The organism is Geobacter sp. AOG1 (assembly GCF_019972315.1).
Taxonomy (GTDB): Bacteria; Desulfobacterota; Desulfuromonadia; order Geobacterales; family Geobacteraceae; genus Geomobilimonas.
In genome coordinates this window covers 1318691-1339315 of the sequence record NZ_BLIZ01000001.1, presented here as the reverse complement: position 1 = coordinate 1339315, position 20625 = coordinate 1318691, and the positions used below count along the sequence as shown (strand labels likewise).

The 20625-nt window shown below is 61.9% G+C and carries 18 protein-coding genes and 2 pseudogenes; 12 read left to right on the top strand and 8 right to left on the bottom strand.

Going from position 1 to position 20625, the window contains the following annotated elements; genetic code table 11:
• The first annotated feature begins 9 nt into the window (after positions 1–9).
• The 5 genes and pseudogenes from moaC (at position 10) to LDN04_RS06105 (ending at position 3222) form a co-directional block, all read left to right on the top strand.
• On the top strand, positions 10–492 hold the full coding sequence (gene moaC / locus LDN04_RS06125; protein WP_223907706.1) for a cyclic pyranopterin monophosphate synthase MoaC: 483 nt from the start codon (positions 10–12) through the stop codon (positions 490–492).
• Positions 489–968, top strand: a pseudogene (locus tag LDN04_RS06120) (molybdenum cofactor biosynthesis protein B); the annotation flags it as partial. The gene moaC and the pseudogene LDN04_RS06120, both read left to right, overlap by 4 nt.
• Before the next feature lie 21 nt (positions 969–989).
• Positions 990–1514, top strand: a complete 525-nt coding sequence (gene mobB, locus LDN04_RS06115) for a molybdopterin-guanine dinucleotide biosynthesis protein B (RefSeq protein WP_223913347.1) — start codon at positions 990–992, stop codon at positions 1512–1514.
• A 27-nt stretch (positions 1515–1541) separates the two neighbouring features.
• The gene (locus LDN04_RS06110; protein ID WP_223907703.1) at positions 1542–1946 is read left to right on the top strand and encodes a PaaI family thioesterase; all 405 of its coding nucleotides are present in this window, start codon (positions 1542–1544) and stop codon (positions 1944–1946) included.
• A gap of 13 nt (positions 1947–1959) precedes the next feature.
• The gene (locus LDN04_RS06105) at positions 1960–3222 is read left to right on the top strand and encodes an MFS transporter (RefSeq protein WP_223907700.1); all 1263 of its coding nucleotides are present in this window, start codon (positions 1960–1962) and stop codon (positions 3220–3222) included.
• 85 nt (positions 3223–3307) lie between these two features.
• On the opposite strand, the gene LDN04_RS06100 is transcribed toward LDN04_RS06105, so the two are convergent.
• Positions 3308–4225, bottom strand: a complete 918-nt coding sequence (locus LDN04_RS06100; protein WP_374045140.1) for a DMT family transporter — start codon at positions 4223–4225, stop codon at positions 3308–3310.
• The gene (gene cimA / locus LDN04_RS06095; RefSeq protein WP_223907694.1) at positions 4225–5793 is read right to left on the bottom strand and encodes a citramalate synthase; all 1569 of its coding nucleotides are present in this window, start codon (positions 5791–5793) and stop codon (positions 4225–4227) included. The genes LDN04_RS06100 and cimA overlap by 1 nt, the downstream gene beginning before the upstream one ends.
• 278 nt (positions 5794–6071) lie before the next feature.
• Here cimA and LDN04_RS06090 point away from each other — a divergent pair, with 278 nt between their 5' ends.
• The 3 genes from LDN04_RS06090 (at position 6072) to LDN04_RS06080 (ending at position 8628) form a co-directional block, all read left to right on the top strand.
• Complete coding sequence (locus tag LDN04_RS06090) at positions 6072–6272, top strand: hypothetical protein (protein WP_223907690.1); 201 nt, start codon at positions 6072–6074, stop codon at positions 6270–6272.
• 51 nt (positions 6273–6323) lie between these two features.
• Positions 6324–6605 carry an integration host factor subunit alpha gene (locus tag LDN04_RS06085; protein ID WP_223907687.1) on the top strand — a complete coding sequence of 94 codons (282 nt, stop codon included), beginning with the start codon at positions 6324–6326 and terminating at the stop codon, positions 6603–6605.
• A gap of 73 nt (positions 6606–6678) precedes the next feature.
• A complete protein-coding gene (locus LDN04_RS06080) occupies positions 6679–8628 on the top strand; it encodes a sensor histidine kinase (protein WP_223907685.1) in 1950 nt (649 codons plus the stop codon).
• A gap of 33 nt (positions 8629–8661) precedes the next feature.
• Here the strand turns inward: LDN04_RS06080 and LDN04_RS06075 are convergent, their stop codons facing one another.
• From LDN04_RS06075 to LDN04_RS06050, 5 genes and pseudogenes are all read right to left on the bottom strand, one after another.
• Positions 8662–9810 (bottom strand): Na+/H+ antiporter NhaA, encoded by a 1149-nt coding sequence (locus tag LDN04_RS06075; RefSeq protein WP_223907683.1) that lies wholly within the window; start codon positions 9808–9810, stop codon positions 8662–8664.
• Positions 9811–9903: 93 nt separating this feature from the next.
• A pseudogene (locus LDN04_RS06065) lies at positions 9904–14327 on the bottom strand (efflux RND transporter permease subunit).
• 72 nt (positions 14328–14399) lie between these two features.
• Positions 14400–14837 carry a DMT family transporter gene (locus LDN04_RS06060; RefSeq protein ID WP_223907677.1) on the bottom strand — a complete coding sequence of 146 codons (438 nt, stop codon included), beginning with the start codon at positions 14835–14837 and terminating at the stop codon, positions 14400–14402.
• Positions 14834–16015, bottom strand: a complete 1182-nt coding sequence (locus tag LDN04_RS06055) for an efflux RND transporter periplasmic adaptor subunit (protein ID WP_223907675.1) — start codon at positions 16013–16015, stop codon at positions 14834–14836. The genes LDN04_RS06060 and LDN04_RS06055 overlap by 4 nt, the downstream gene beginning before the upstream one ends.
• Positions 16012–16626, bottom strand: coding sequence for a TetR/AcrR family transcriptional regulator (locus LDN04_RS06050; protein ID WP_223907662.1), 615 nt, complete (start codon positions 16624–16626; stop codon positions 16012–16014). The genes LDN04_RS06055 and LDN04_RS06050 overlap by 4 nt, the downstream gene beginning before the upstream one ends.
• Before the next feature lie 200 nt (positions 16627–16826).
• Between LDN04_RS06050 and def the strand changes: the two genes are divergently transcribed.
• Genes def through LDN04_RS06030 form a run of 4 tightly spaced genes read left to right on the top strand, consistent with a single transcriptional unit; the run spans position 16827 to position 20076 of the window.
• Complete coding sequence (def, locus tag LDN04_RS06045) at positions 16827–17333, top strand: peptide deformylase (RefSeq protein WP_223907660.1); 507 nt, start codon at positions 16827–16829, stop codon at positions 17331–17333.
• A gap of 2 nt (positions 17334–17335) precedes the next feature.
• Entirely contained in the window at positions 17336–18286 is a 951-nt protein-coding gene (fmt, locus tag LDN04_RS06040) for a methionyl-tRNA formyltransferase (RefSeq protein WP_374045139.1), read from the top strand.
• Between the two features lies 1 nt (position 18287).
• Complete coding sequence (locus LDN04_RS06035; protein ID WP_223913345.1) at positions 18288–19055, top strand: DUF116 domain-containing protein; 768 nt, start codon at positions 18288–18290, stop codon at positions 19053–19055.
• Positions 19048–20076: a polysaccharide deacetylase gene (locus LDN04_RS06030; RefSeq protein WP_223907658.1), complete on the top strand. Its 1029-nt coding sequence runs from the start codon at positions 19048–19050 to the stop codon at positions 20074–20076. The genes LDN04_RS06035 and LDN04_RS06030 overlap by 8 nt, the downstream gene beginning before the upstream one ends.
• A 13-nt stretch (positions 20077–20089) precedes the next feature.
• Here LDN04_RS06030 and LDN04_RS06025 read toward each other — a convergent pair whose 3' ends face one another.
• Positions 20090–20554 carry a Mut7-C RNAse domain-containing protein gene (locus LDN04_RS06025; RefSeq protein ID WP_223907655.1) on the bottom strand — a complete coding sequence of 155 codons (465 nt, stop codon included), beginning with the start codon at positions 20552–20554 and terminating at the stop codon, positions 20090–20092.
• Positions 20555–20625 lie beyond the last annotated feature (71 nt).

Genomic DNA, 20625 nt, shown 5'->3' with positions numbered 1-20625 from the left:
GAGACACCCATGGAATTCAACCACTTTGACGAGTCGGGCCAGGCGATCATGGTCGATGTGAGCCACAAGCAGCCCACCATGAGGATTGCAGTCGCCGCCGCCACGGTGCTCCTCTCGCCCCCCATCGTGACGGCTATCGAGGAGAAGCGGACCAGCAAGGGGGATGTGCTGGCCGTGGCACGCCTGGCAGGCATCGCGGCAGCCAAGAAAACCGCCGACCTTATTCCCCTCTCCCACCCCCTGGCCCTCCATCACGTGACGGTCGATTTCACCGTGGACCGGAATGCGGGGCGCATCGGGATAACGGCCACGGTCAAGGCCCTGGAACGGACCGGTGTCGAGATGGAGGCGATGACCGCAGCGGCGGTAACGGCGCTCACCGTCTACGATATGTGCAAGGGGACGGACAAGGGGATTACCATCGGCGACATCAGGCTCCTCTACAAGGAAGGGGGAAAGAGTGGCGTCTACCGGCGGGAGGAGATGCCATGAAAGCGGCCATTCTTATCCTGAGCGACAAGGGGGCACGGGGGGAGCGGGTGGACGGCAGCGGGCCGGCGCTTGAGGAATGGCTCTCCGGGCATGAGGTGGCGATCGTGCGGAGGGCGATAATCCCCGACGAGGCAGGACTGATCGAGTCAACCCTCCGGGAGTGGGCCGACAGCGGCAGCATCGACCTGATCGTCACCTGCGGCGGAACCGGCGTATCACCGCGGGACGTCACCCCTGAAGCGACCAGGAGGGTGCTGGACCGGGAGATACCCGGACTGGGGGAGGAGATGCGCAGAGCAAGCGCCGCCATCACCCCCCACGCCATTCTCTCCCGTGCCATTGCGGGGATTCGGAAGTCGGCCATGATCGTCAACCTCCCCGGCAGCCCCAAGGGTGCCATCGAGAACCTGGCCGCCATCTGGGCCGCTATCCCCCACGGCGTCGCCAAGATTCAGGGGGACCCCGCCGACTGTGCCGATTCCCGCCCCGCACCACCCATCGGCGTTCCCGCCGTCTCCTTCGTCGCCACCTCGGGCACCGGCAAGACCACCCTGCTGGAGAAGGTGATCCCCCTCCTGAAGGAGCGGGGTTGGCGGGTGGGGGTGGTCAAGCACGATGCCCACCGGTTCGACATCGACCACCCCGGCAAGGACTCCCACCGCCTTACCGTCGCCGGCGCCGACACCATGCTCATTTGTTCGCCGGAGAAACTGGCCCTGATCAAGCGGCACGGGGCCGCCCCCTCGATCCGGGAACTGCTCGCCACCTACTGCACCGACGTGGATATCGTCCTCACCGAAGGGTTCAAGCAGAGCGACCTCCCGAAGATCGAGGTGAACCGCAGGGAGCGGAGCGAAACGCTGCTCTGCCGGGGGGAGGTCGATGATCCGACCCTCATCGCCGTTGCCAGTGACCGGGAACTGGAACTGGATGTCCCGTGCTTCCCTATCGACGATGCGCCGGGAATCGCCTCCTTCATCGAGAAGCGCTTCCTTAACCCACGCCATTCCCACGGGAAATAGCACCTTGCTTCAATACCGAGGAAACCGATGGACCTTCACCACACCCCCGACAGCATAGCACCCAATGGATTCCGCCAGACAATCGACCTCCGGACAACGGAACTGGGCGCCGGCCACGCCGTTATGGAACTGACCATCGACTCCCGGCACATCAACAGCCAGGGGAGCATCCATGGCGGGGTACTGGCGACCATGATCGACAACACGGGAGGACTGGCAGGCTGTTACTGCCCCACCTCGAAGAACACCCGAAAGGCGGTGACCCTCTCCCTCACCACGAGCTTCCTCGCGCCCGCTTCTTCCGGAACCATCAGGGCGATCGGGCGCAAACGCTCCGGTGGCCGACGGATATTCGTCGCCACCGTCGACATAACCGACGAAAAGGGGACCCTCATCGCCATCGGCGAAGCCACCTATCGGTACTTCGATTGAGGCGGATTCAGCCGTGACGGAAAGATGGAAAGTATTCGCCACCCTGGCCCTCATGTTCCTGGTCGGCTTTTTCTACCGCATCTCCATGGCGGTGGTATCCCGTGACCTCGTTACCGATCTCGGTCTCACCGCGGCCCAGCTCGGGATAGTATCGGGGATTTTCTTCTACATCTTCGCCGTTGCCCAGATCCCCCTCGGACCGCTCATCGACCGCATCGGCGGCAGGCTGATGATTTCCGCCATGGGAATCGTCACCACGGCCGGGTCGCTGGTATTCGCCCTGGCTTCGGGGGAGCTCTCCGCAGCAGCGGGCCGGGCGCTCCTCGGCCTGGGAACCGCCTGCGTGCTGATGGGGTCCCTGAAGATCTTTACCCACTGGTTTTCGCCCCAGGAGTTCCCCAAGGTCTCGGGATTCATGATTGCCGCAGGGAACCTGGGGAGTGTCATCGCCACCGCACCGCTCGCCTATGCCATCACTGTTTTCACCTGGCGCCCCACCTTCCTGGCGATGGCCTTTGTCCAGGCCCTGGTTACGCTGTCCGTATTCCTGTTCGTCCGCGACACACCGACAGATGGCGCTAAGCCGTTTCCCCCGCTACCGGATCAAGCCGAAGAAGGGGACAGCTCTGTTTTCGCGGTCTGGAAGGGACTCCTCTCCTCCACCGACTACTGGATGACGTCACTCATCGCCTTCTTCTGGTATGCCAACTACATGGTGCTCATGGCGCTCTGGGGGGGGCCCTACCTGATAGAAACCGTGGGAATGACCCGCTCCCAGTCCGGTACCATCCTGCTCTGCACGTCGCTCGGCTACATCATCGGCTCGCTTATGGTGGGAAAGGTAGTCGACTGGTTCGGCGGCTCCCTGGAAAAGACCATACTTTGCGGCCAGACCATCCTGCTCGTGACCATGACCGCCATGCTGGGGCCGGCTGACCATGCCTCACGGCCTGTTCTGGCGGCTATTTTCTTCACGGTCGGCCTGGCTTCGGCCTCGGGGGTGATCATCTACCCCCTGGCGCGAAGGCTGGTCCCCTTTCGGTATGCCGCCACCGCCATGACCGGCGTGAATTTCTTTCTCCTCATGGGAGCGGCGGTGATGCAGCATGTCATGGGCCACTACATCCATTCGTTCCCCCGCGGTCCCGTCGGACACCCCCCGGCGGCCTACCATGGCGCCTTTCTCATCCCCATCTGCGGCCTGGCCTGCACCCTCGCCCTGTTCGCCATCCGGCATCGGCGCTCCACAGTACTGACGAAACCTGGAAACAGATAAGTATCCTCAACGGGACTGTTGTCGGGAACAGTATTTCGACCGGGCGGACTTCCGTCGACGAGCGGTTTAGCGATCGCAGCCTGGATCAGGCAGCATTCCGGCGGGACAGGGTCGGTTTGCTCACCAGGGTCAATCCGGCGAGCACCAGGATGGCTCCCACGGCGAAGAAGATATCGATGGATTCGTGCAGCAGGAGCACACCGAAGGAGACGCCGAACAGGGGGGCAAGAAAGAGGTAGACGGAGAGCTGGGAGGCATTGTAGCGGCGCAGGATGGAAAACCAGACGAGATAGACGGCAAAGGTGATCACGATACCCTGAAACAGCACGCTACCCCACGCCAGGGGGGTTGGGGAAAACTTCGTCTGGCCGGTACCGACGGCATAACCGAGCAGCAGGACGAAAGCGGCAACCAGCTGATACAGCAGGGTCTTGGTCGCCGGCGCGTCGGCCAGTCGGGTACACCGTATGAGGACCGTCGTGCTCGCCCAGAATATCCCCCCCAGAAGCGCCAGAATATCCCCATGCAGAAGCCGGGCATTGAAGCCGGAGTCAAGGATCCCCCCCGCGAAGGCCGCCACGATGCCGCAAAACGCCAGGCCGATGCCTATCCATTGGTGGCGGTGGAGCCGTTCCGCCGGCAGGAACCGGTGCAGGGTCAGGGAGGTAAAGATGGGGGCCGTGTAGAGGAAGACGGACATGTGGGAGGCGGTGGTGAAGCGGAGCCCCTCCGCCACGAACATGAACTCCACCGAAAACGCGGTACCGACCAGAAGACCGGGGAGCAGCGTCCCGTCCCGCAAGGTGAACCCTTCCCGCCGCCAGGCGATGAGAAGTGCTATGAGCAGGGCGCTCAGGCCGGAGCGGAGTGCTATTTGCAGGACCGGCGCCATGTCCGGAGCTGCCATCTTGATGACCACCTGGTGCAGGCCGAGAAACACGCAGAGCACGACCATGATCGTCACGCCGGTTCCGTCCATGGGTTTGCGTGTCACGTCCACCATCACTTGTCGTCACTGTGCAGCTTGTAGTCGATGCTGTCGATGAGGGCAAGGTAGGACGCATCGATGATGTTGTCCGATACCCCCACCGTTCCCCACCGCGCCTGCCGGTCTCCCGACTCTATCAGCACCCGTGTCGAAGAGGCAGTGCCGTTGCCGCTTGGCAGCACGCGCACCTTGTAGTCATGCAGTTTCAAATCCCTGAGTTTCGGGTAGAACTTCTCCAGCGCCTTGCGGATGGCATTGTCGAGGGCGTTGACGGGGCCGTTGCCGAGGGCCGCCGTATGTTCGGTCTTCCCCCCTACCTTGACCAGCACCGTCGCCTCGGATGACGGTCGCTGGTCATCGGTTCGCTTCTCGTCCACGACCCGGAAACCGAGCACGGAGAAGTAGTTCCGGTGGGTGCCGAGGGACTTTTTCATGAGCAACTCGAATGAGGCCTCGGCCCCCTCGAACTGATAACCGCAATGCTCCATATTCTTGATCTTTTCCAGAATCTCCTGGGTCACCGGGTCCTTGCTGTTGATGTCGATCTTGAATTCTTCGGCCTTGGCAAGAATGTTCGACTTCCCGGACAGGTCGGACACGAGCACCCTCGTGGCATTCCCCACCACCTCCGGCCTGATGTGCTCGTAGGTTTCCGTATTGCGCAGGATGGCGCTCACATGTACCCCCCCCTTGTGGGCGAAGGCCGAATTTCCCACGTACGCCTGGTGCTTTTCGGGGGCGATGTTCGCCAGTTCGTACACATACCGGGAGACTTCGCGCAGGCGGCGCAGCTGCTCGTCGGAGATGCACTCCTTATTCAGCTTGAGCCGGATACCCGGCAGGATGGAACAGAGGTTGGCGTTCCCGCACCGCTCTCCGAAACCGTTTATCGTTCCCTGGACATGGACGACCCCCTGCCTGACGGCATGCAGGGTATTGGCGACGGCACACTCGCTGTCGTTGTGGGTGTGGATCCCCAGGGGGGTCGTGATCTGCTTCTGGACCGTTTTGATGATCTCCGTGATCTCGTAGGGCATGTTGCCGCCATTGGTATCGCACAGGACGATGCAGTCGGCCTTCGCCGCCTCCGCCGCCTGCAGGGTCTTGATGGCATACGACGGATTCGCCTTGTACCCGTCGAAAAAATGCTCCGCGTCGTAGATGACCTCGCCGACATTCTCCTTCAGGAAGGCAAGGGAATCGTTGATGAGTTCCAGGTTTTCCTCCAGGGAGATGCGCAACGCCTCGCGGACGTGGAAGTCCCATGTCTTGCCGAAGATGGTGATGACGTCCGGCTTCGCCGCCACGAGGGTCCTGATGTTGTGGTCCTTGTCGGGGGTGATCTTGGCCCGGCGGGTGGAACCGAAGGCCGCAATCTTTGCCTGCGACAGCGTCTCCTTCTTGATCTCCTTGAAAAAGGCGATGTCCTTGGGGTTGCTTCCCGGCCACCCCCCCTCGATGTAATGGATGCCGAGCTCGTCAAGCCTGTGGGCAATGCTGATCTTGTCTTTGACCTGGAATGATACGTCCTCACCCTGGGTACCATCCCGTAGCGTCGTGTCGTAAATCTTTATGAGCCCCATAACACCCTCCTCCAGCCAACGTAGCCCGTATATTTTTTCATGCAATTTTACATGTAATTTATATGCAGTAATCGCATTCTGTCAATTGATAATTTCATCGCCGGAAATCTTTCGGTGAACCCGGTGCCCAGATGGAGTAAAGCATGATGGTGCTATAATCAGCTCCATCCCGCCATACAACGGAATCGACTGCTCCATACCACCATCTGAACGACAGCGTCTCCCTCTTCTCCCGATGTCGGGGACAGAGTTATCCGCAACCTGAACTTCGCTGTCCCATGGCACATGCCGCCGCCAGCCGTCCAAACCTGCCAGCCATGGGCTTTCCTGGCCTCACTATCGCCATCTTGGCACCGCCTTTTCCTCCCGATACGACAGAGTCGCCCCGGCCGGCAAGGATATTGCAAAAATTTCGCGGTCGATTGAAAAAACTGTTGAATTCCACTACATTAATACTGGTCTGCAATGATGTTTTGTGATACGAACATATCAAATCAGCATACCGACAATTCTCCCTGACGAGGTATTCCATGACCAAAGCCTGCATCGCCGAAAAGATCCATGTCACCACCGGTTTTTCCCTGAAAGAGTCCGCCGACATACTGGAGACGGCCTTCAGCATCATCAAGAGCACCCTTGAGGCGGGCGAGAACATCAGAATCACCGGATTCGGCAATTTCGAGGTGAAACAGAAACTTGACCGCCGGGGGAGAAACCCCCATACGGGGGAAGCAATCAGGATATCCGCCCGCAAGGTCCTGACGTTCAAGCCGAGCACTATTTTGAGGCACGCCATAAACCGGCAGCCGTGACCCAACCCGCGGTCCGCCCACACGATCCTTGCCAAAGTGCTGTCAGAAGGTGAGTGGCACAGGAATTCTGCAGATGAAGCGTTTTTTATCGTTGCCCATACGTATCCAACTGGCTACCCTCGCCCTGCTGCTGGCTCTCCCGACCATCGGCATCATTATCTATTCGGGGCTGGATCAACGCCAGGACGCCCTTAATACCGCGACGAAAAACATCCAGGAACTGGCCAACAATATCGGCCTCGCGCAGGACCAGTTCCTGAACAGTACCCAGCAGCTCCTGGAGACCGTGGCGCGACTCGACCGTGTCAAGAGCAGGGACAGGGCGAAGGTCAGTCAGCTCTTAAGCGAAATCAGCCAGCGCAATCCCCAAATCAGACACCTGGCACTCGCAGACACCAGCGGGAAAATATGGGCGGCAGCGACCCCCCCTCTGAACGACAATGAATCCATCGCAGACCAGCGGCAGTTCGTGAACGCCCTGTCAACGGGCCGCCTTTCTTCGGGGGAATACCGTCCTGCGACGGAAGACCGGGATTTCGCCCTCGATTTCGCACTCCCCATCAAGGACAAGAGCGGCTCCATCACATGGGTGTTCAATTTTGCCGTCGATCTGGGGAATTTCAGGAAGATACTCCTCAACACAGGCCTTCCTGCTGCCACATCCTATATCATCCTCGACCACAGAGGGACCATCCTCTTCAGCGGCCGCGAACCCAAGCTGGTGGGGAAGACTGACAAGAAGGAGTATTTCGCGCAGATGCAGGGGACCGAAGGGATCGGCTCTTTCCGGGGGGTGGCGCACGACGGCCTGGAGCGACTCATCGTCTTCAGAAAACAGCGCCTGGAACACGAAGAGACCCCCTACATGTACATCCGCACCGGCATCCCCTACGGTGATGCGGTGGCCGAGGCAAACAGCGCCCTTGTCCGCGACATCGTACTTCTGACCCCCTTTCTGATCGTATCGTTCATGGTTGTCCTCTACCTTGGCCGACGTTCCATCGTCGACCGGGTCACCACTCTTAAGAACACTGTCGACACCATGGCTCAGGGGAATCTTGATGTCAGGGTTGCCGACCATGTGGCGGGGGGAGAGCTGGGGGAACTGGGAAGGGCCTTCGACACCATGGCCCGGAAGCTGGAGGAGCGGGAACGGGAGCGACAAGCGGCCCAGGATGGACTGGTAGTAAAGCAATTGCAGCTGGAGGGGTTGAACGCAACTCTGGAGCAGAGGGTCGCCGAAGAGGTGGAGAAAAACAACCGCAAGGAACGGATCATGTACCAGCAGGCCCGCCAGGCCTCCATGGGAGAGATGATCAACTTCATAGGCCACCAGTGGAGCCAACCCCTGACCACTATCGGGCTCCGGTTCCAGTACCTGCAGCAGGCGTACCACGACAAAGAACTCACCCCCGAGATATTCGACCGGGAAGTGGAAGCCTGCCTGGACAAGCTCGACTACCTGGCCGACACCATTACCGACTTTCGGAACTTTTTCCGTCCGGAACGAACTCCCTACCAGTTCAGCCTCGACAAGGCAATCGAGCGGAGCGTCATCTTCGTCCAGTCATACTTTGCCCAGAATGCCATCGACCTCCGCTTCGTGAACCATGCCCCCGACATCCTGGTTAACGGCTATCCCAACGAATTTTCCCACGCACTCCTGAACATCCTTTACAATTCCAGGGATGTCCTGCTCGACCGCGCCGTTGCGCACCCCTCCGTGGAGATTTGCTGCCGCCAGGAGGGCGATATGGCAGTCATAACCGTAAAAGACAACGGTGGAGGGGTCAGGGCCGGTGATATCGACAGGATTTTCGAACTCTATTTCACCTCCAAAGACAAGGGAAAGGGGACCGGTATCGGGCTCTACATGTCGAAAATGATCGTTGAAAAAAACATGGGGGGGAACATCGCGGTTCGGAATACGCCGGAGGGAGCGGAGTTCATTATCAAACTTCCGGCGGAGAGGTCTATCCCCGGTGACGGGAAAGAGCCAGGGAAACAACCCATGTCAAGCTGAACAGGAACTGCCGTTGCGTTTCCCCGTGCTTTCCTACGGCACCTTCCTGATCCCCAGCAGTTTCGCAACCAGAAAGGCCAGGAGCGCAATAACGATACTCAGCATCGCCCCCATCTTGGCGGCACCCTGCACCAGTGGGTCGGCGAATGCCTCCCCCGCCACGAACAGGGCCACGGTGAAGCCGATGCCGGCAATCATCCCTGCCACCAGAAGGTGGCGCGTTCCCATCCCCGACGGCAGAGGAAATCCGAGCCCCCTCCCCAGAAGACCACAGCCGAAAACCCCCAAGGTTTTCCCCACCAGGAGCGCCACCAGGACCAGCCAGGTGACCGGACCGGCGGCGGAGAATTCCACCCCCCCATTGGCCAGACCGAAGGTAAAAAGACCAAAATCGACGAGCACCTTCCACTCGTGCTCGAAGTTAGCCAGAGGGGAAACATCACGGATATCCTCCTCGAACAGGTGCTTCTTCTCCCGAGGTGAAGAGGGGAGGAACGGGACGATGAAGACGAGGGCCAGGGCGGGATGGAGGTGAGCATAATGAAGCCCGAGCCAGCTTGGCACTCCTCCGGCGACGAGGTAGGGCCAGTAGCTTCCGATCCCGCAGCGGCGCATGAGCCAGGCGACGATCATCCCCGCCACCGTCAGCCCGAGCCAGACTGGTGCCACGGGAAAAGCGGGATCAGGGTAAAAGACGGCGATGATGGCAAGGCCGATGGCATCGTCGGCAATGGCAAGGAGAAGAAGGAAGGAGATGACCGGATGGTTGGCGCCGAACACCAGCCGCGCCACCAGCCAGGCCAGGGCGATGTCCGTGGCAGTGGGAATCCCCCAGCCGTTGGTGAGTGCCGGAGAGCCGATGACGCCGTTGAGCAGATGGTAGACCGCAACCGGCCCCAACACCCCCCCTAGGGTCGCCAGAAGGGGATTGACCGCCTTGCGCGGCGGGTTGAGGTCTCCCCCCGGCAGGCAACTCTGGGTGATCTCCACCGCCGCGATGCCGAAGAAGAACACCATGAACAGTTCGTTGGAGATGAAGTGGAAGCTGAGAGGGCCGACCAGTGGAGCGTGGACGAAGCGGTGGTACCCCGGAGGATCGAGGTTCGCCCAGAAGAGCGCCATCACCACCCCGGCGATGAGGGGAATGGAAAACTCCCTGAGCATGTTTATCCGTTTGAGCATGAAACCATTCTCCCGCGCAGGAGTCATCCTGCCGCCGCCCCAGTATAGTCAACCGGCGGCGTTTTGCAACAGCAGTCCGACGAAATGGGAAAATCAGGGGGACGCTGAAACATCCCCTTCGCCGAGGACCCCCGTCGTCCATTTCAGGTTGACAAGGGCCGCCAGATAATCGCGCCGTGCGAGGGCAAGGTTTCCCCTGGCCTGGTTGAGGTTCAGTTCGGCATCGTCGACTTCCAGCCGGATCTTCACTCCCAGTTCATACCCCTTCTCCGCCATGGCCAGGAGCCGCTCCGCCTGTGCCACCGTTCCGGTCAGGGCGGTGACGATCTCCCGCGCCTCCCGCACGTGGTTGAGGGCATCGCGGATCTCCAGGGAAATGGCGTCGGTCTGCTTCGCTTCGTCGATCTCCAGGGCGTGCCGCTCGCTTTCCGCCTGCGCCACCTTGCCGCGCGTCTTCAGTCCGTCGAAGAAGGGAAATGAAAGGTAGAGGCCGACGTTCCAGGCCTGGCCATCACCCCGGGCGTCTCCCGCCTCCAGCCGCCTCCAGCCGTATCCCCCCTTGATGTCGAGGCGGGGCTTGTCGTCGGCATTGGCAATGGTCACGAGCTCGCCGGCGATCTCCTTACGGCGTCTCAGCTCCTCCAGCTCCGGCCGGCGCTTGCGGGCCACCGCCAACGATTCTTCATAGGAGGGAACCGGTTCCGGCGCTGCATCAAGTCCTCCGACCACGTCCAAATCCTCCTCCAGGGCAAGCAGGAAACGAAGCCGGTCGCCGGTGCTCCGGAGCTGGTTTCCGGTCCGGATCAGGTCGGGACGGGCATTCTGCACCGAAACCTCCGCCGCCAGGACGTCGTAGTCGGTGGCGACGCCGGCCGCGTACTTGCGCTGGGCCTCGTCCAGATGGCGGCTCTTCTGTTCCAGGTTCTGCCGGGAGATGACGTGCAGTTCCCTGGCCAGCAATATGTCGTAGAAGGCGGTGGAGACATCGCGGTACGTCCCCTGGCGGGCCATGCGCAGACGCTCGTCGGCGGTCCGGAAGCCGATGTCGGCGGCGCGGATGGCGGCCCCCACCTTCCCCCAGGAGTAGATCACCTGGGAAAGACCCAGTTCCGCCACCCCCGTGTCCTGGCGGGTGGGAATCAGCCCCCCCGTCAGAACCTTCTGGCTGTCATCCTGCTGCCGGGAAAGCTGTCCGGTGAGGGTGAGCTGGGGAAGAGCAGCGGACCGCTCCTCCACGTATTTACCCTGTACCTGATTATAGAACTCCCGTGCCCTGAGGATGTCCCGGTTGCGGTCAACGGCAATTTTCAGGGCCTGGTCCAGGGTGAGAGTGCGGACCTCGGCAGCGCGGGAAATCTGCGAAGAACAGATCATAGCCAGTAAAAAGCAGATGCACGTAACGCAGAGTACTTTCATGCCACCTTCCCCTTCCCCCCGAACTTCCGCTTCACCCACCCCCCCAGGTCGTCCATGTAGGTGTACATGACCGGCACCACCAAGAGGGTCAAAAGCGTCGAGGTCAGAAGCCCCCCCACCACCGCCCGGGCCATGGGGGCGCGCCCTTCGCCGCCGGCGCCGATCCCGAGAAAGAGCGGCAGCATGCCGAAAATCATGGCCAGTGAGGTCATGATGATCGGTCGCAGCCGCGTCCGTCCCGCCTGGATGATCGCCTCGCGCCGGGGGATGCCGTCCCGCCGCCTGAGCACCTTGGTGTAGTCCACCAGCAGAATGGCATTCTTGGTCACCAGCCCCATCAGCATGATCAGGCCGATCAGCGCCATGATGTTCACCGTGTCGCCGGTCAGTTTGAGCATCCCCGCCATCCCGACGATGGAGAGGGGGAGCGACAGCATGATCGCCAGCGGTTCGAAGAACGACTCGAACTGGGCCGCCAGGATCAGATAGACAAAGATGATCGCCAGCAGCAGTGACTCGGCCATGTAGCCGAAGGACTCGGCCATGTCTTCCGCCTCCCCCGACATGCTGATACTGTACCCCGGCGGCATGTTGATCCGTTTGGCCGCCGCCTCCACATGCTTGACCGCCGTGCCGATGGGGAGGTTGTCCAGGTTGGCGGAGACCGTCACCTGGCGGGCCAGGTCGCGGCGGTTAATCTCGGTCGGGCTGGTGGCAACGCGGGTGCTGACTAGGCTTGCCAGCGGCACCAGCTTGCTGCCGCCGGAGGCGGCCGGCACCGAAATCTTCAGATCGGCAACCTGCCCCGGATTGCGCCGCAGGGACTCGGGCAGCCGCACCCGCACGTCGACCGCGTCCCCGTCCTCGTCTTCGTAGGTTGAGATAGCCTCCCCCCCCACCAGGCGGGAGAGCGCGGCTACCACGTCATTGGTGGTGACCCCCGCGGAAAACGCCTTTTCCCGATCCACCTTCATCCGGTACTCGGGGATGTCATGCTCCAGGGTGACAGAAAGGTCCTCGATCCCCGGCACCGTGTACAGCTCTTCCTTGAGACGCTGTCCCAGCTGCTTCAGGGTCGCCAGGTCGTCCCCCTTCAGGTTCACGTTGAGCGGTTTCTGGGCGCCCCCCATCTGCCCCACCTCCTCGATGGAGAAGGTGATACCGGCAATCCTCTGGAGGCGGCGGCGTACATCGCGCTGCAGCTCGAACTGGTTCCGTTTGCGCTCCTTGCGCTCCTTCAGCTTGACATAGAGCAGGCCGTCCCGGACGGTACCGCTGTCGCCGGCGCCGATGGTGGCGTAGGTGTGGTCGATCTCCGGAATCGCCCTGACAGTCGCGAGCACGGCGTTCAGCCTGTCCTCGGTCTCGGCAAGCGCCGCGTCGGGAGAGGTTTTGAAGGATATCTGGAACTCTCCCTTGTCCTCCTTGGACATGAAGGAGGATTCCAGGGTGCCGAAGATGACGATCCCGCCGATGAACGCAGCGACGGCCGAGAGCATCACCGTTTTGCGATGGTCAAGGGCCCAGCCGATGGCCCTGCGGTACTTGTCCGCCGTCAGGTCGAACCAGTCGTTGAAGCGCTCCAGCCATCGCGCCAGCCCCTTCCGCCGCCCCTGCAGGTGAATGGACGGATCGTGCCAGCGGGACGACAGCATCGGGTCGAGAGTAAAAGAGACGAACAGGGAGACCAGCACGGCGAAGGCGACACTGATACCGAACTGGAAGAAGAAGCGCCCCACGATGCCGCGCATGTAGGCAACCGGGATGAAGACGGCAACGATGGACATGGAGGTGGCGAAGACCGCCAGGCCGATCTCGCTGGTGCCGAAACGGGACGCCTCCATGTGGTCCTTCCCCATCTCCAGGTGGCGGACGATATTCTCCCGCACCACGATGGCATCGTCGATCAGGAGCCCGATGGCCAGCGACAGCGCCATCAGGGTCATGACATTGAGGGTCATCCCCATGACATTCATGATGATAAAGGACGACATGACCGAGATGGGGAGGGTCACGCCAGTGATGACCGTGGAACGCCAGGAGTTGATGAAGCAGAAGACAATGAGCACCGTCAGGATGCCGCCGATGATCAGGGTCTCCTTTACGTCGGCCAGGGACTCGCGGGTCATGATGGTGCCGTCGCGCACCATTGTCAGGATAACCCCCGGCGGCAATTCCTTCTGGACCCTGGCCATGTTTTTCTTGACCGTGTCCACCAGCTCCACCTCGTTCCCCCCCGACTGTTTGTAGATGTCGAGACCGATGGCCGGCTGGCCATTGACCAGCGCCAGCTTGCGTCGTTCCTCGGTGCCGTCGGCAACGGCCGCCACTTCTCCCAGGGGGATGGGACGCCCCCCCCTCTGGGTGACGGCCATGCGGCGGTATTCCTCGGCCCGGTCCGGCTTCCCTTCGATGCGCATGGGATATTCGGCCGTCCCCCTGGTCAGCCGCCCCAGCGGAGTGTTGGTGTTCTCGGAGCGGATACCGTTAACCACATCGTTGACGCCGAGCCCCAGGCTGTCGAGCCGTACCGGGTCGATCTCCACACTGATCTCGCGCTTCTGGCCGCCGACCATCTCCACCTTGCCGACCCCGGCCACGCTCTCGAACCGTTTCTTGATCCGCTTCTCCACCAGAGTCGTCAGTTCCCGGGGAGAGAGGGTGTTGGACTGCACCGCCAGGGACGCTACCGGCGCGGCGTTGAAGTCGAGCTTCTGAATGATCGGCTCCTCGATCCCCTGGGGAAGAATGCCGCGGATGGAGCCGATCTTGGCCCGCACCTCCTGGGCGCAGTCGTTCACCTTCTGTTCCAGCTGGAACTGGATGGTTACCGTGGAAACCCCTTCACGGGAGGTGGAGAATACATGCTTCACCCCGGCGATCTGGTTCACCGATTCCTCGATCCGCTTGGATATCTCCCGTTCCACCGTCTCCGGCGAGGCGCCGGGAAAGGTGGTAACCACCGAAACCAGCGGAAATTCCACGTTGGGAAACATCTCGACGGCAAGACGCTTGTAGGAGAAGAGGCCGAGGGTGACAAGCGCCAGGATCATCACCGCGGCGAAGATGGGGCGCTTGATGGATAGGTCGGAAAGAATCATGTAAACTCCGAAAATAGGGTGTCCGGCGGGGTCTGTGCCATGTCGGTCACTGCTCCATGCTGTGAAGTGTTGCTACCTTCTGACGACCAGCGCCGTTCCTGCCATCAGCAGCGCTATGCCGAAAGCCCGCTTGCCGTCCAGGGGGATTTCCCGGAAACCGAACATCCCGAAGTGGTCGAGCAGGACGCCGGTCGCCAGCTGGGCCGCTATGACTGAGGCCATGGCGGCGGTCGTACCGATGCGCGGGACAGCGACAATCGTCATGGTGACGAAGAAGGCGCCGAGCAGGCCACCGCTCAGTTCCCACCATGTGGCACTGCCAATCCCCCTCAAATCACCCTTCCCGACAAGGAAGACCAGTATCAGCAAGGCCAAGGCCCCCACCGAAAAGGAGATGCAGGAACTCTCCAGGACCCCGGTCTTCTGGGCCAGCCGTCCGTTGATGGAGGGCTGAAACGCGACGGCAGCCCCTCCGCAGAACATGAGAAAAAGCAGCAGCATCTGGTTCATCGTACGGTTCCTCCATTGCTCGGCCCCACGGCCATCGTCACCCGGTCCCCGTCCCTAAGGGTAAAGCCGCCCCGCGTCACGTACCGCTCCCCCCCCTTGAGCCCGGCGGTCACCTCCACCTGCTCGCCGTTTACCGTCCCGGTGGTGACGGGACGGAGCCGTGCAGTGCCGTTCTCCACCACAAAGACGTTTGCCTTCCGGGCCGTTGTGTCCCACGCCGCCAAAGCATTCCGGGGAACCTGGATGACCCCCTTGCGCATACCGAGAAGGATTCTCCCCTTGACGAACAGTCCCCCCTTGAGAAGCTCGCCGTCGTTTCTGACCTCGGCAATGACCTTGAGGGAACGGTCAGTCGCGGACAGTTCGGGATTGACGAACATCACCCGGCCGGTAAAGGTCCTTCCCGGAATGGCATCCACCGTGAATTCCAGTGGCTGCCCGATTTTCACCCGGGCCGAATCGGCGGAAGAAACGGTGACTGTCAGGTTGAGAATGCGGTTATCCACGATGCGAAACACCGGCTTGACGGCAGCAGCATCACCCGCCAGATCCCCCACGTTCACATCGCGCAGGGCGACCACGCCGTCCATGGGGGAAGTGACGAGCCCCTTGCGGAGCCGTACCCGGGCCTGACGCACCTCCTCTTCGGCAGCCCGGATCTGGGCCCGGGCCGCCTCCACCCGGGCCGTGGTAGCGGCGACCTCGGTGCGGGCATCGTCCACCGCCTGCTGGGTGGCAAGGCCAGATTCCTTCAGCTTGAGCATCCTCGCCAGTTCACGTTCGGAGCGGGTCAATTGCACCTGAGCCTGGGCCAACCCGGCTTTTGCCGATTCTACCCCCGCTTCCGTACGTTTGACCTGTGCTTCCGTTTCTCCCACGTCGATGCTGGCCAGGGGTTGCCCCTTTCTCACCCGCACCCATTCCGTCACGTAAACCTGCTTCACGAGGCCGGGAATCTGGGTCTTCACGTCGGCCGAGAACTTCGGCTCAAGACTCCCGGTCACTTCCATCCCCTCGGACAGATCAGTTGCCCCAGCCACGGCAACTTCCACGGCAACCGGCTGCTTGGCCGCCGTCCCCCCCTCACCCTTTTCACCGCTTTTTTTCGTGCAGCCGCCGGCAATGGACGCGCAGACCAGAGCTGCCGTGACGAGCAGCAACGCCCCTGTTTTTTTCATGGTTTCACTCCTTGGGAAAATCCGTTGAGGATCAGATTGAGTATCCGCACCAGCCCCTGCCGGTCGATGCGGGGGGGAGTGTGACACAACTGCTCTTCCATGACGGTATTGAGACAGGAGATAATGGCCCAGGTGGCATCCTTTTCGTCCACCGCCACCAGTTCCCCCGCGGCAATCCCGTCCCGCACGAAGCCGGCCAGGATCGCCAGCATCCGGTCGAACGGCTCCTCGTAGGGAAAGGGAGGCGCCCCCTGGGATGGGCCGAAATAGATGGAATAGATGAGCCGCACCACCTGGACATGCTCCACGAACCCGTCGAAGCAACCGGTGCAGAAGGCGATGAGACGCTCCCGCACCGAACCCTGGCAGGCGGCAAGGAGATCAAGGCGTTTTGCGAACAAGGCATAGGTGTCGTTCATCAGTTCGAGGTAGATACCCTCTTTGCTCCCGAAGTAATAGTAGAGGACCGGCTTGGTAACGCCGGCCGCAGCCACGACCTCCCGGACTGACGTCGCGGCGTACCCCTTCCGGGTAAAACTATCCAGTGCCGCCGCCAAAAGCCGCTGCCGCACCGCCGCGTCGACCCGCTCCCCCTTGATCTGCTGTCCCATGTTTCCTCCGCATGTGTAACGCCAAACGCAATTTACCTAACGGTAGGTACATCCATGAAATAAAAATGTCAAGGGGGAATGTGCCTGCCGGAAAAGAGAGGAAACCCGTAGTGGGAACTGAAACAGCAACGAGGAATGATTTGCTTTTTTCTCGGCAAGTTTATATATTAATGGGATGCATTAACCCGAAAAGGCACGCTATGATACGAACGATACTCCACTTTCCCGACCCGGAACTGAAGAAGAAATCCACGCCGGTGACGGTGATCAACGACGCAACCCGCGCCCTGGTGCGGGACATGGCGGAGACCATGTACGCCGCCCCCGGCGTCGGGCTGGCAGCCCCCCAGATCGGAGTCCATCAGCGGATCGTCGTCATCGACGTCTCCGCCAAGGACGAGCAGCCCGATCTCATCGTCGCCATCAATCCAGTCATTATTCACGCCGACGGCGAATCCTACGAAGAAGAGGGGTGCCTCTCCGTCCCCAAGTATGCGGCCAACGTCCGCCGCCACGCCCGTGTAGTGGTAAAGGCTCTCGATCTGGACGGCAACGAGGTCACCCACAAGGCTGACGAACTGCTGGCCATCGCCTTCCAGCATGAAATAGACCACCTGGACGGCATCCTGTTCGTGGACCACCTCTCCCCCCTCAAACGGGAAATGTTCCGCAAGCGCTACCGCCGTTCCCGGGAAGAGGAAGAGTAATCATGCCCCTCCGCATCGTATTCATGGGGACACCGGAGTTCGCCTGTCCCACGCTGCAGATGCTGTTCGACCGGGGTGAGGAGGTCATTGCCGTGGTCACCCAGCCCGACCGCCCCAAGGGGCGCGGCCAGAAGCTGACCCCGCCGCCGGTGAAGGTTCTCGCCGAGCAGCACGGCGTGCCGGTGCTGCAACCACTGAAGGTACGCGCCCCGGAAGTCATCGATGCCCTCCGTGAACTCCGCCCCGACCTCATCGTGGTGATCGCCTTCGGCCAGATCCTCCCCAAAGCGCTCCTGGACATCCCCCCCAAGGGATGCATCAACGTCCACGCCTCGCTCCTCCCCCGCTACCGCGGCGCAGCCCCCCTCAACTGGTGCATCGTCAACGGTGAGACCGAAACGGGTGTCACCACCATGCTCATGGACGTGGGGCTCGATACGGGAGACATGCTGGTGAAAAAGGCCCTCCCCATCGACTCGGACGAGGATGCCCAGTCGCTCCACGACCGGCTGGCAGTGCTCGGTGCCACAGCCATGGCCGAGACCCTCGACCTTCTTGTCGCCGGACGGCTCGTGCCGGAAAAACAGGACGACAGCCTCTCCAACTACGCGCCGATGCTGAAAAAGGAAGACGGCCTCATCGACTGGACAAAGGAACCCCCGGTCGTCAAGAACCTGGTGCGGGGTCTTACCCCCTGGCCGGGCGCATTCACGACCCTGGAGGACAAGGCCCTCAAGGTGTGCCGGGTCCGGACGGGTGACGGACACGGCGAGCCGGGGACCGTGCTGGGGGCCGACAAGAGCGGACTGGAAGTCGCCTGCGGCAGCGGCAGCTTGTTCATTGAGGAACTGCAGCTGGAAGGGCGCAAGCGCCTCCCGGTCCAGGAATTCCTGGCCGGCGTCAAAATCGCCCCGGGCACCATCCTGGGCTCCAAGGAAACAGTACGTGGCTGACATGAACGACACGCCGGCGCCGCCGCGCAAACGGCTTTTCATCGCCCTCATGGGGGTGACCTGTATCATCATCGTGGGGCTCATCTACCTCATGTGGTGGATACCGACCCGGGGCCTGGCCAACATCCACCCCAACCTCCCCCACATCGTCGGCATCCTCACCGGCATCCTCTCCGGCCTCGCCCTCTGCGGCACCGCCCTGCTGGTCCTGACCACCGCCCTGGGGAAGGATATCCTCTTTACCCGCTTCATGCGCCTGGTGGTGATCAAGTTCCTCCTCCCCGTGATCGAAGCGATGGGAAAACTGCTCGGCATCTCCAAGGACACCATCCGCCAGTCGTTCATCGCCATGAACAACAGCCTGGTCCAGTCCCAGCGCCTGCTGGTGCCGGCTGACCGGATACTGATCCTGCTCCCCCACTGCCTCCAGCTGTTCGACTGCGAGATCAAGGTGACCGGGGACATCAACAAGTGCGTCCGTTGCGGCCGCTGCGACATCATGGGCCTTGCGGAACTGGCCCGGAAATACCAGGTGGACATCTCCGTCGCCACCGGCGGCACCCTGGCCCGCAAGGTGATCATCGAAAAGCGCCCCAAACTCGTCGTGGCGGTCGCTTGCGAGCGGGACCTCACCTCGGGGATCAAGGACTGCTACCCCCTCCCGGTCATCGGGGTCCTCAACGACCGCCCCTTCGGCCCCTGCTTCAACACCAGGGTGGACACGGAAAAGATCGACGCCGCCATCGCGTCGGTGCTGACCTATGCCTGACAGGCTTCACCCCAGAGGGACGCGAGTAAAACCGAAAAAACGGGACACGGGAGCGAAACGCCCCGACAAGCGGGGATCGACTCTCCTCCTCATCCTTCTCCTCACGGCATCGTTTCTCCTTATTCATGCGCCCTGGGCAACCGCCGCCACGATCACCGGCTACACCCCCATCTTTCGTGCCGGCCACGACACGACCGGCACCCTCCAGATCGCCATCCGCCGGTTCCGGCAGAACGGCCTCCCCCGGCTCCTCATCGTCAACCCGGCGACCCTCGCCACCGCCACGGCAAAGGAGTCCGATCTGGACTTCGGCAAGCCGGTCGATTCTGCAACCCTCAAGGCAACCCCCTACCTCCGGGCTCTCGACCGCCATACCTCACCCCCGTACCATCTGCAGAACGATGGCGCCCGCCATGCAGACCAGCCGGTTGACGGCGCCTTTCTGACGGTAGACATGTGCCCGTCGGTACGCCCCTTCGAACGGGAATTTTTTGCCGCTGTAGGCCGGCTCCCCCAGGGGAAGGGGGGACCGGTGCCGGTGGCCGTCGCCATGACCGGCCGCTGGCTTGAGCAGCACCCGAAGGAGTTGGCCTGGCTGAAGGAACAGGCAACAGACGGCCGGCTCGCCATCACCTGGGTCAATCACTCCTTCAACCACCCCTACGATCCCCGGGTCCCCCTGGAACGGACCTTCCTCCTCACGCCGGGAACCGACCTGGAACGGGAGGTCCTCGCCACTGAGGTACTCCTCCTGGAGAACGGCCTCACCCCCTCCCCCTATTTCCGCTTCCCCGGTCTGGTGGCCGACGGTACCCTCATCCGAAAGCTACGGGAGCTCGGCCTCATCCCCTTGGGTGCGGACGCCTGGCTCGCCAAGGGAGAAACACCGGAGAAAGGAAGCTTCATCCTCGTCCACGGCAACGGCAACGAGCCGCCGGGCATAAAAAAAGCCCTGACGCTCTTCACGTCGGGCCATCTCCACCTCCTGCCGCTGGCCCGGGCCTTCACCACCTCCCCCTGAACCGACTATCCCGTTACTTCCTCAGCAGTTTTTCCAGCTCCGCCACCATCCGCTCCCGGTGGGTGCCTCCCCAGTAGAGCCGGCCGCAGGCCGGGCATTCCCGGAACAGCTCCCGGGTGTCATGGACATAGGGGGGCACCCGGTCCGCCACCTCCACCCGCGCCACATCCCGCAGCGGCTCGTTGCACTCCAGGCAACGGGTGAGGAAACGTCGGAACGGGTCGATATCAAAGGCCGTGACAACCTGGCGCAGCTGGTCACGCCAGTGGTCCCCCACGACGAAGAAGTGGTGCTCCCGTGCCCAGCGGCGGCGGATCAACAGGGTATCACGGGTCAGGATCAGCCGCCCCTCCTCCCGCGCCCGCGCCACCAGCCCGGCGTCGTCCAGCGCCGGGGCATAGGCGACGTCACAGCCGACGACCCTGAGCCAGCGGGCCAGCTTCCCGAGCATCGTATCGGCGAAAAATCTCTGCTCCATGGCTATCAGTATACCGCACCCGCCATGCAGCTCCTTCCTTTCCCGACCCTTTTCTGCTATAGTCCCGCGTG

Coding starts and splice junctions, on each gene's coding strand:
- LDN04_RS06060 (WP_223907677.1), bottom strand. CDS start 14,837: ATGAACCAGATGCTGCTGCTTTTTCTCATGTTCTGCGGAGGGGCTGCC.
- LDN04_RS06030 (WP_223907658.1), top strand. CDS start 19,048: ATGCCTGACAGGCTTCACCCCAGAGGGACGCGAGTAAAACCGAAAAAA.
- LDN04_RS06025 (WP_223907655.1), bottom strand. CDS start 20,554: ATGGAGCAGAGATTTTTCGCCGATACGATGCTCGGGAAGCTGGCCCGC.
- LDN04_RS06050 (WP_223907662.1), bottom strand. CDS start 16,626: ATGGGACAGCAGATCAAGGGGGAGCGGGTCGACGCGGCGGTGCGGCAG.
- LDN04_RS06055 (WP_223907675.1), bottom strand. CDS start 16,015: ATGAAAAAAACAGGGGCGTTGCTGCTCGTCACGGCAGCTCTGGTCTGC.
- cimA (WP_223907694.1), bottom strand. CDS start 5,793: ATGGGGCTCATAAAGATTTACGACACGACGCTACGGGATGGTACCCAG.
- LDN04_RS06080 (WP_223907685.1), top strand. CDS start 6,679: ATGAAGCGTTTTTTATCGTTGCCCATACGTATCCAACTGGCTACCCTC.
- fmt (WP_374045139.1), top strand. CDS start 17,336: ATGCCCCTCCGCATCGTATTCATGGGGACACCGGAGTTCGCCTGTCCC.
- LDN04_RS06075 (WP_223907683.1), bottom strand. CDS start 9,810: ATGCTCAAACGGATAAACATGCTCAGGGAGTTTTCCATTCCCCTCATC.
- moaC (WP_223907706.1), top strand. CDS start 10: ATGGAATTCAACCACTTTGACGAGTCGGGCCAGGCGATCATGGTCGAT.
- LDN04_RS06090 (WP_223907690.1), top strand. CDS start 6,072: ATGGCACATGCCGCCGCCAGCCGTCCAAACCTGCCAGCCATGGGCTTT.
- LDN04_RS06035 (WP_223913345.1), top strand. CDS start 18,288: ATGAACGACACGCCGGCGCCGCCGCGCAAACGGCTTTTCATCGCCCTC.
- LDN04_RS06110 (WP_223907703.1), top strand. CDS start 1,542: ATGGACCTTCACCACACCCCCGACAGCATAGCACCCAATGGATTCCGC.
- LDN04_RS06085 (WP_223907687.1), top strand. CDS start 6,324: ATGACCAAAGCCTGCATCGCCGAAAAGATCCATGTCACCACCGGTTTT.
- LDN04_RS06100 (WP_374045140.1), bottom strand. CDS start 4,225: ATGGTGGACGTGACACGCAAACCCATGGACGGAACCGGCGTGACGATC.
- def (WP_223907660.1), top strand. CDS start 16,827: ATGATACGAACGATACTCCACTTTCCCGACCCGGAACTGAAGAAGAAA.